8 protein-coding genes and 1 pseudogene are annotated in these 7,180 nt (G+C 69.1%); 4 read left to right on the forward strand and 5 right to left on the reverse strand.

Annotation, left to right across the window (positions count from 1 at the left end):
- Both J7E68_RS10395 and J7E68_RS10400 read right to left on the reverse strand, forming a co-directional pair.
- A partial coding sequence (locus tag J7E68_RS10395; protein ID WP_251048875.1) for a carbohydrate ABC transporter permease occupies positions 1–764 on the reverse strand: 764 nt, incomplete at its 3' end.
- Positions 765–784: 20 nt separating this feature from the next.
- Positions 785–2,077 (reverse strand): sugar ABC transporter substrate-binding protein, encoded by a 1,293-nt coding sequence (locus tag J7E68_RS10400; protein ID WP_215172321.1) that lies wholly within the window; start codon positions 2,075–2,077, stop codon positions 785–787.
- Positions 2,078–2,220: 143 nt separating this feature from the next.
- Between J7E68_RS10400 and J7E68_RS10405 the strand changes: the two genes are divergently transcribed.
- The 4 genes from J7E68_RS10405 to J7E68_RS10420 all read left to right on the forward strand — a co-directional run bounded on the left by J7E68_RS10405 (position 2,221) and on the right by J7E68_RS10420 (position 5,515).
- Positions 2,221–3,471, forward strand: coding sequence for an LCP family protein (locus J7E68_RS10405; RefSeq protein WP_215172323.1), 1,251 nt, complete (start codon positions 2,221–2,223; stop codon positions 3,469–3,471).
- Between the two features lie 17 nt (positions 3,472–3,488).
- Positions 3,489–4,349: a fused MFS/spermidine synthase gene (locus J7E68_RS10410; RefSeq protein ID WP_215172325.1), complete on the forward strand. Its 861-nt coding sequence runs from the start codon at positions 3,489–3,491 to the stop codon at positions 4,347–4,349.
- Between the two features lie 103 nt (positions 4,350–4,452).
- On the forward strand, positions 4,453–4,980 hold the full coding sequence (locus tag J7E68_RS10415) for a hypothetical protein (protein WP_215172327.1): 528 nt from the start codon (positions 4,453–4,455) through the stop codon (positions 4,978–4,980).
- A gap of 46 nt (positions 4,981–5,026) precedes the next feature.
- The gene (locus tag J7E68_RS10420; RefSeq protein ID WP_215172329.1) at positions 5,027–5,515 is read left to right on the forward strand and encodes a SprT-like domain-containing protein; all 489 of its coding nucleotides are present in this window, start codon (positions 5,027–5,029) and stop codon (positions 5,513–5,515) included.
- A gap of 111 nt (positions 5,516–5,626) precedes the next feature.
- On the opposite strand, the gene J7E68_RS10425 is transcribed toward J7E68_RS10420, so the two are convergent.
- From J7E68_RS10425 to J7E68_RS10435, 3 genes and pseudogenes are all read right to left on the reverse strand, one after another.
- Positions 5,627–6,106, reverse strand: coding sequence for a DUF3054 domain-containing protein (locus J7E68_RS10425; RefSeq protein WP_215172331.1), 480 nt, complete (start codon positions 6,104–6,106; stop codon positions 5,627–5,629).
- A gap of 109 nt (positions 6,107–6,215) precedes the next feature.
- Positions 6,216–6,872 (reverse strand): 2-phosphosulfolactate phosphatase, encoded by a 657-nt coding sequence (locus tag J7E68_RS10430; protein WP_215172333.1) that lies wholly within the window; start codon positions 6,870–6,872, stop codon positions 6,216–6,218.
- A 73-nt stretch (positions 6,873–6,945) separates the two neighbouring features.
- Positions 6,946–7,180 (reverse strand): annotated as a pseudogene (locus J7E68_RS10435) (ABC transporter permease); the annotation flags it as partial.

Raw genomic sequence — 7,180 nt, forward strand, 5'->3', positions numbered from 1 at the left:
TCCCAGATGGTCGACAGGATGATCACGACCGAGAAGACCGGCTTGAGCGTGGGGAAGATGATCTTCCAGAACCGCATCCACGCGTTCGCGCCGTCGAGCGCCGCGGCCTCGAGCATCTCCTTCGAGACTCCGAGGAGGCCCGCGAGCACCGTGATGGCGACGAACGGGAAGCCGTGGTGCACCACGTTGAGCAGCACGATCGCATAGAACGACCACTGGTTGGTGAACCAGTTGACCGGTTCGTCCATGAGCCCCGCGCCCTGCAGGAGCGAGTTGAAGATGCCACGGTCGGCATCGAAGATGAACGTCCAGACGTACGTGCCGGTCACGGCGGGCATCGCCCAGGCGACCATGATGCAGCTCGAGACGATCGTGCGCCACACCGTGCCGAGGCGCGCGAGCAGCAGAGCCACGAGCGTGCCGACGGCGACGGTGACGAACACGGCGACAGCGGCGAAGCCGACCGTGTTCGGGAGCACGACTGTCCACAGTGTCGGGTTGGTGAGCGCCTCGATGTAGTTCTCGAAGCCGATCCAGTTGTTCTCACCCGTGTTGATCTCGCGCAGACCGTAGTCCTGCAGCGAGTAGATGAAGACCTGGATGAGCGGCCAGAGCATGAGCACCGCGAGGATGACCAGCCCGGGCGCGAGGAGGAGCCAGGGACGGGCCGAGATCAGCGAGAGGCCTCGCCGCCGCGGCCGGCCGCCGGCCACGGAGGCGGAGGTGGACTCCGCCTTCGTGGCCGGCAGTGGCGCTTGCACCATCGACATGAAGGGATACAGCCTTACTGGTTGAGGAGGTCAGTCATCTCAGCAGCGGCATCCTTCGTCGCCGTGGCGACGTCCGTCTGCCCGCTGAGGATGGCCTGGATCATCGAGTTGGTGGGCTTCTTCGCCTGCACGGCGCCGAAGTTCGGGGTGACCGGAACGGATGCCCCACCCTCGACCATCTGCTGCGCGAACGGCGCGACGAGGGGGTCGGTCGAGGCGAGGGCCTCTTCCATGGCCGACTGGACGCCGGGGAAGTATCCGGTCTCGTCAGCCCACTTCTCGGCGAACTCGCCGGTGGTCATCAGCTTGACGAACTCCCACGAGAGGTCGGCGTTCTTCGTGGTGTTGAACACGGACAGGTGCGAGCCACCCAGCACGGACGGAGCGATGCCGCCGTCTTCGCCGGGGATCACGGCCGCGCCGATCTTGCCGTCGAGCTCGGGGTTCGCCTCGATGAGGGCCTTGGGAGTCCACGAGCCCGAGAGCATCATGGCGACGTTGCCCTGGGTGAACGAGTCACGCAGGTCGGTCTCCTTCCAGGTGGTGGCGCCTGCGGACGAGAAGCCGTGCTCGGTGGCGAGTACGGTGTAGAACTCGATGCCGGCCTGCGACTCGTCGCTGTCGAGCTCGCTCGTCCACGTCTTGCCGTCGAGGGTCGCGACCTCGCCGCCCGCACCCCAGACCCAGGGGTAGACCTGGAACTCGGCGTCGCCCGCGACGGGGAAGGGCAGCATGTCGGGCTTGGCGGCCTTGATGGCCTCGCCGGCGGTGACGATGTCGTCCCACGTCTTCGGAGCTTCGAGACCGAGCTCTTCGAACACGTCGGTGCGGTAGACGATCGAGCGGACGCCGGCGTACCACGGCATGCCGTAGAGCTCGTCGTCGTAGGTGCCGGCGACGGCGAGGCCCTCGACGAGGTCGTCACGCAGGCCGTCTTCGGCGTCGACGTACTCGTCGAGCGGCTCGAGCGCACCGGCGTCGGCGAACTCGGCGGTCCAGGTGGTGCCGGTCTCGGCGATGTCGGGCGTGGTGCCGCCGGCGATCGACGTCACGAAGCGATCGTGGGCGTCCGCCCACTGGATCTCCTCGATCTTGACCGTCGCTCCGGTCTCCTCCTCGAACGCCGCGGACACCTCGTCGTAGAACGCGCTCGCGTCGGGGTTCGTGCCCTTCATGATCCAGACGGTGAGCTCCTGGCCCTCCCCGTCGACGGCTCCGCTGTCGGTGCCGCCACCGCCGGCACAGGCCGCCAGGCCCAGGGTGGCCACGGCGCCGAGCGCCACGACCGGAAGAATGCGCTTGTGCATCAGGGATCTCCTCTTTGAACGTCCTGGCGGCATCGGGTGCCTACCACGTAGGAAAAAGTATTCATCACTAACTAATTCCCTGCAAGTTATTCTCAGAAACGTCATGCGGCCGTAACATCGCCCTCCGCAGGTAGGCTCGCCGCATGTCAGGGGCCCTCGACGACGCGAAGCGCGCAACGGTCGCACAGCACGCCGATCTGCCGACACCGAGTGCGATGTCGACCTTCCTCCGGCTCCTCGGCGTCGCGCTCGCGGTGCTGGTGGTGTCATCGGTCGCGGTGGCGAGCTTCATCGTGATCGACGTGCTGAACCGCGTCGGCGAAGGAGCCGTGGCCCTCGAGGACGACAGCGAGATCGCTCCCCCCTCTCTCGGCGCCTACCCCAGCGACAAGGCCTTCAACATGCTCGTCGTCGGCACCGACGAATGCGGAGAGGTCTCGACGAAGCTGCTCGGCGAGCGATGCGAGAAGAGCGACCAGGGCACTCTCAACGACGTGAATCTGCTCGTGCACGTCTCGGCTGCCCCCCGAAGCGTCACCGTCGTCTCGTTCCCCCGCGATCTCGGAGTGGAGGTGCCCGAGTGCGAGCGAGCGGACGGATCGACGGCGTCGGGGATGTCGAAGGCGGCGATCAACTCGGTCTTCGATCACGCCGGGGTCTCCTGCATCGCGAAGACCGTCAGCGACCTGAGCGGACTGCCCATCGAGTTCGCAGCCAAGATCAGCTTCGACGGCGTGATCGCGATCACCGATGCGATCGGCGGAGTCGAGGTATGCGTCGCCGGCGACGGCATCCACGACACCCTGGCGGGCATCGACCTGCCGGTCGGCACGCACACGGTCTCCGGCGCCAGCGCTCTGGCCTTCATCCGCACCCGGCACGGTGTCGGCGACGGAAGCGACCTCGCCCGCATCTCGAACCAGCAGCAGTACATGTCGCGACTCGCCAAGAAGGTGCTCAGTGCAGAGACGCTGACCGACCCGGCCGCGGTGCTGCGGCTGATGAACACCGTCGCGGACAACATCGTGCCGAGCGAGTCGCTGAGCAACGCCCTGACCCTCACCCAGCTGGCGCTCGCGCTGAAGGACGTGAGGTTCGCTGACTTCGTGTTCGTGCAGTACCCGAACCTCGAAGACCCGGACGACAGCGACAGGGTCGTGCCCGATTACGACGCCGCAGCACCTCTGTGGGATGCGCTCATCGCCGGAGAGCCGATCGCCCTCTCGGGTGAGGTGACGACGCATGAGAGCGTCGAGCTCGCCACCCCTGCCCCCTCTGAGCCGCCCGCCGAGACGGCGTCGCCGAGCGAGGCGCCCCGGGCGACGCTGCCCCCGGAGATCTCGGGCCAGAGCATCGATCAGGACACCTGCTCGGTCGGCAACCAGGCGTTCTGAGCGCGTAGTCTCGGAGCATGGGCAGGACGCGAGCGCGAGACACCGAGCATCCCGAGGCCCGACTCGACCACGGCGGCGTCGCCCGCATCGTGCCGTCGGAGTTCACCACCGGCTTCGAGCTGATCGTCGATGACACCCCGCAGTCGCACGTCGATCTCGACGACCCCACGCACCTGCACTTCGAGTACATCGTGCGCATGGGCGCCGTGATCGACCAGCTGCGGGACGGGCCCCTCACTGCCGTCCACCTCGGAGCGGGCGCCCTCACGATCCCCCGTTACATCGAGGCCACGAGACCGGGTTCGCGCCAGCAGGTCATCGAGCTCGAGGCTCCCCTGGCCGCTCTCGTGCGCGAGCACCTTCCGCTGCCGCGGGGCGCGGCCATCCGACTGCGGATCGGCGACGCCCGAGAGGGCGTGAAACGGCTGCCGCCCGCCCTCGTCGGCAACAGCGATCTCGTGGTGTCCGACGTCTATTCCGGCGCGCAGACCCCCGCGCATCTCACCAGCCTGGAGTTCTACCGCGAACTCGCCGAGCTGCTCGCCCCCGCAGGAGTGCTGCTCGTCAACGTCGCCGACGGGCCCGGTCTGGCGTTCGCCCGACGGCAGGTGGCGACCATCGCCGAGGTGCTGCCCGAGATCGGCGTGCTGGCAGACACCCAGGTGCTCAAGGGTCGGCGATTCGGCAACCTGGTGATCGCGGCCTCTGCCGCACCTCTGCCCACCGAGTGGCTGCCCCGGCTGCTGGCGGCGGGTCCGCATCCGGCGAAGATCGCCCAGGGCGCCGAGGTGACATCGTTCGTCCAGGGCGCGCGGACCGTGACGGATGCGGATGCCGTGGCATCCCCCCGCCCCGACGCCTCGCTCTTCCTGCGCTGAAGTCGTCGATCCGGATCCGGATGCGACGGACGTGGGGCGTGCCGCCCCGCCGCGCGCGCGGTCGCGAGGCACACTGGTGGGGGGACGGCGCGGAAGGAGAGCAATGAGCTTCATCAGAGGGTATGACCAGGAGAGCCTGCGCGAGCTGGTCGATCTCGATGAATGCTCGGCGCGGCTCGCGGAGATCGAGAGCCAGCGGAGTCTTCCTGCGCTGCTCGAGCGCGTGTGGCTGCTGAAGGTGCTCGACCGCCTCGACGAGGCACTGCCCATCGCCGACGAGGCAGTGCGTCAGTCCCGCATGGCCGGAACCCGCAAGGACGTGCTGCGCGCCCGCGTGCTGCACGCCACGATCCTGCAGCACCGCGGAGCCCATGCGGCCGCCGAGCAGGAGCTCGCCACCTGCGCCTCCGAGGCCGAGGGCCAGCGCTGGGTGTCGATCGCGGCGTTCGCACACCATCACCACGGCAGGAACGCGTACGAAGCAGGCGACTACGAGACCGCTCGGGAGAGCTTCAAGCAGTCGCTCTTCCTGCGGCGCGAAGCCGGTGCGCAGGACCGAGAGCTCGAGACGGTGCTGCTCGCGATCGACGCGGCCGAACGCCGCCGCACCTCGCAGCTCGTCGCCGGCTGACGCGCCCCTGCACGGCGATGTCGGCGGCATGGCTTAGCCTGATCGCATGGCGGAACTTGACCGGGTGCGCGTCTGGGGCGAGGCACTGATCACGCTGCACCTCGACGACAGCTGGTCGTTCGGCTTCGACCATGCCAAGCGCCGCGCCGGTCAGTGCGACTACACCAAGAAGCGGATCACGGTATCGCGCTACCTGGCCGCCCGTTTCGACGACGACGAGATCCATCAGGTGCTGCTGCACGAGGTGGCCCATGCTCTGGCGGGTCATGAGGCGGCACACGGCCCGACCTGGAAGCGGGTCGCGCGCGACCTCGGCTATGTCGGCGGCACGACCCATCATGGCGAGACAGCGGTGGAGCTGGCTCCCTGGGTGGGCGAATGCCCCTCGGGTCACGTCACCTACCGCCACCGCCGACCGGCCAGGGCCACCTCGTGCGCCCGCTGCTCACGCGCGTACGACGCCCGCTACCTGTTCGCCTGGACGCGGCGCGAGATCACGGCTGACGCCCGGGTCGCTGCCCAGATGTCACGCTGACCTTCGCCCGCCGCGATCAGGCCCGCCAGGCGGGGCCACTAGCGCACCGCAAACAGCCGATACGGATGCGAAAGTGGCCCCGCATCCCACACGGGCGGCGATCAGGCGTGATCAGCGCGACTCAGCCCCGGTTTCCGGATCGGACCCGGGCGCCGGTTCCGGTTCCGGTTCCGGAGCCGGAGCCGGAGCCGGTTCCGGAGAGCGTTCGTCCGTGTCACGGTCGTCGCGAGCGCGCGCCGTTCGACGCCGGAGCAGCGCAGCCACGGCGCGCCAGCCGACGAGGAAGATGCCGAGGACGATCGTCGCCACGATGATGAAGGGCAGCTGGGCGGTGTCGCCCGAGGCGACGCGCAGCAGCATCCCTCCGACGACCGTGACGACCCAGACGACAGCACCCCAGGCGAGCGACCATGGCCGGCGCGGCCTTCCGGGAAGCAGCGCGGCGACGAGGTGACCGACGAGCAGCGCCACGATGAACGGCCATGCCGTCAGCAGGAAGCCGCCGGCATCTTCGTCGTGCGACGCACGACCGATCACGGCGAACACGAGCACGAACACGGCGTCGAGGATGAGTGCGGGGACGAACCTCATGCCACGACCCTACGTCGCGCGTCTCGAAACACCGGCCGAGCGCACGGCCTGTTGCCGAGTGCGCGGGCTGCCGACCTCGGCGCGACCTCACGCAGCGCCCGGAGCGGGATCAGGCGAAGGGGACGAACGATCCGTCGCGGAGGACGGGCACCACGTCGAGTGCATCGACCTCGGCTGCCTGCGCGGCCGTCGAGGGGACGACGCCGGACGACAGCATCCGCTCGGTCGCTGCGACGCCGTCGGCGAGCTCGCGCGCCGATCCGCTCGCGCCGATCAGATGCCGGAGCGCTCTCTTGAGGGCGCGGAACCCCTCTGCGGCGACCGCAGCGTCGGGAGAGGTGTGATCGATGCCGAGGTCGGTGAGCGCGGCGACGATCGCGCCGGCGCCGAGCTGGTCCTCGACGGCGAACCGGACCGCTCCCCCGGCATCCGCTTCACCGGCGGCGATCACCGCGACCGAGGTGCGGGCCTGGTTGCGCTCCTGCACGGCCGTCACCGCACGCGCGACCGCTGCCGCATTGCGGAGGCTTCCGAGCAGCACCACGGCGTCGCCGGCACGTGCCGCGACCGCCGCGCCGTTGCGAGACCAGCTGACGGCGTCGGCCAGTGAGACCGTGGTTCCGGATGCGACGGCAGCCGACACACTCGACGAGAAGCGCAGCACATCGACGACCACGACGATGTCGGCGGGTGCGAGGCGCTCGAGGCCCCCGACGCCCCACTCGAGGCGCACCTGATACGTGGACTGATCGAACGGAGACGGCATCCGTCCAGCCTAGAGCCGGGCCGGACGGGGTGTCGTCCCGGTGACGCGAGGCCACCGGGATGACGAATCGCGGTCAGTCCGCGGCGAGTGCCTCGACCGGTGCGACCCGCGTGGCGAGACGGGTCGGAGCGGCTGCGGCGACGAGGGTCAGCGCAGCGGTCGCCACGATGATGATGACGACCGGCAGCCACGGCACGTGCGGGGCGACGAGCCCTGCCGGCTCGAAATCGGGCAGAGTCGGCGCCGAGCCGAGCAGAGACTGCGCGGCGATCCATCCGTAGACGATGCCGAGGACGAGCCCGGTCAGG

The sequence above is a fragment of the Microbacterium sp. ISL-103 genome (assembly GCF_018613995.1).
GTDB lineage: Bacteria > Actinomycetota > Actinomycetes > Actinomycetales > Microbacteriaceae > Microbacterium.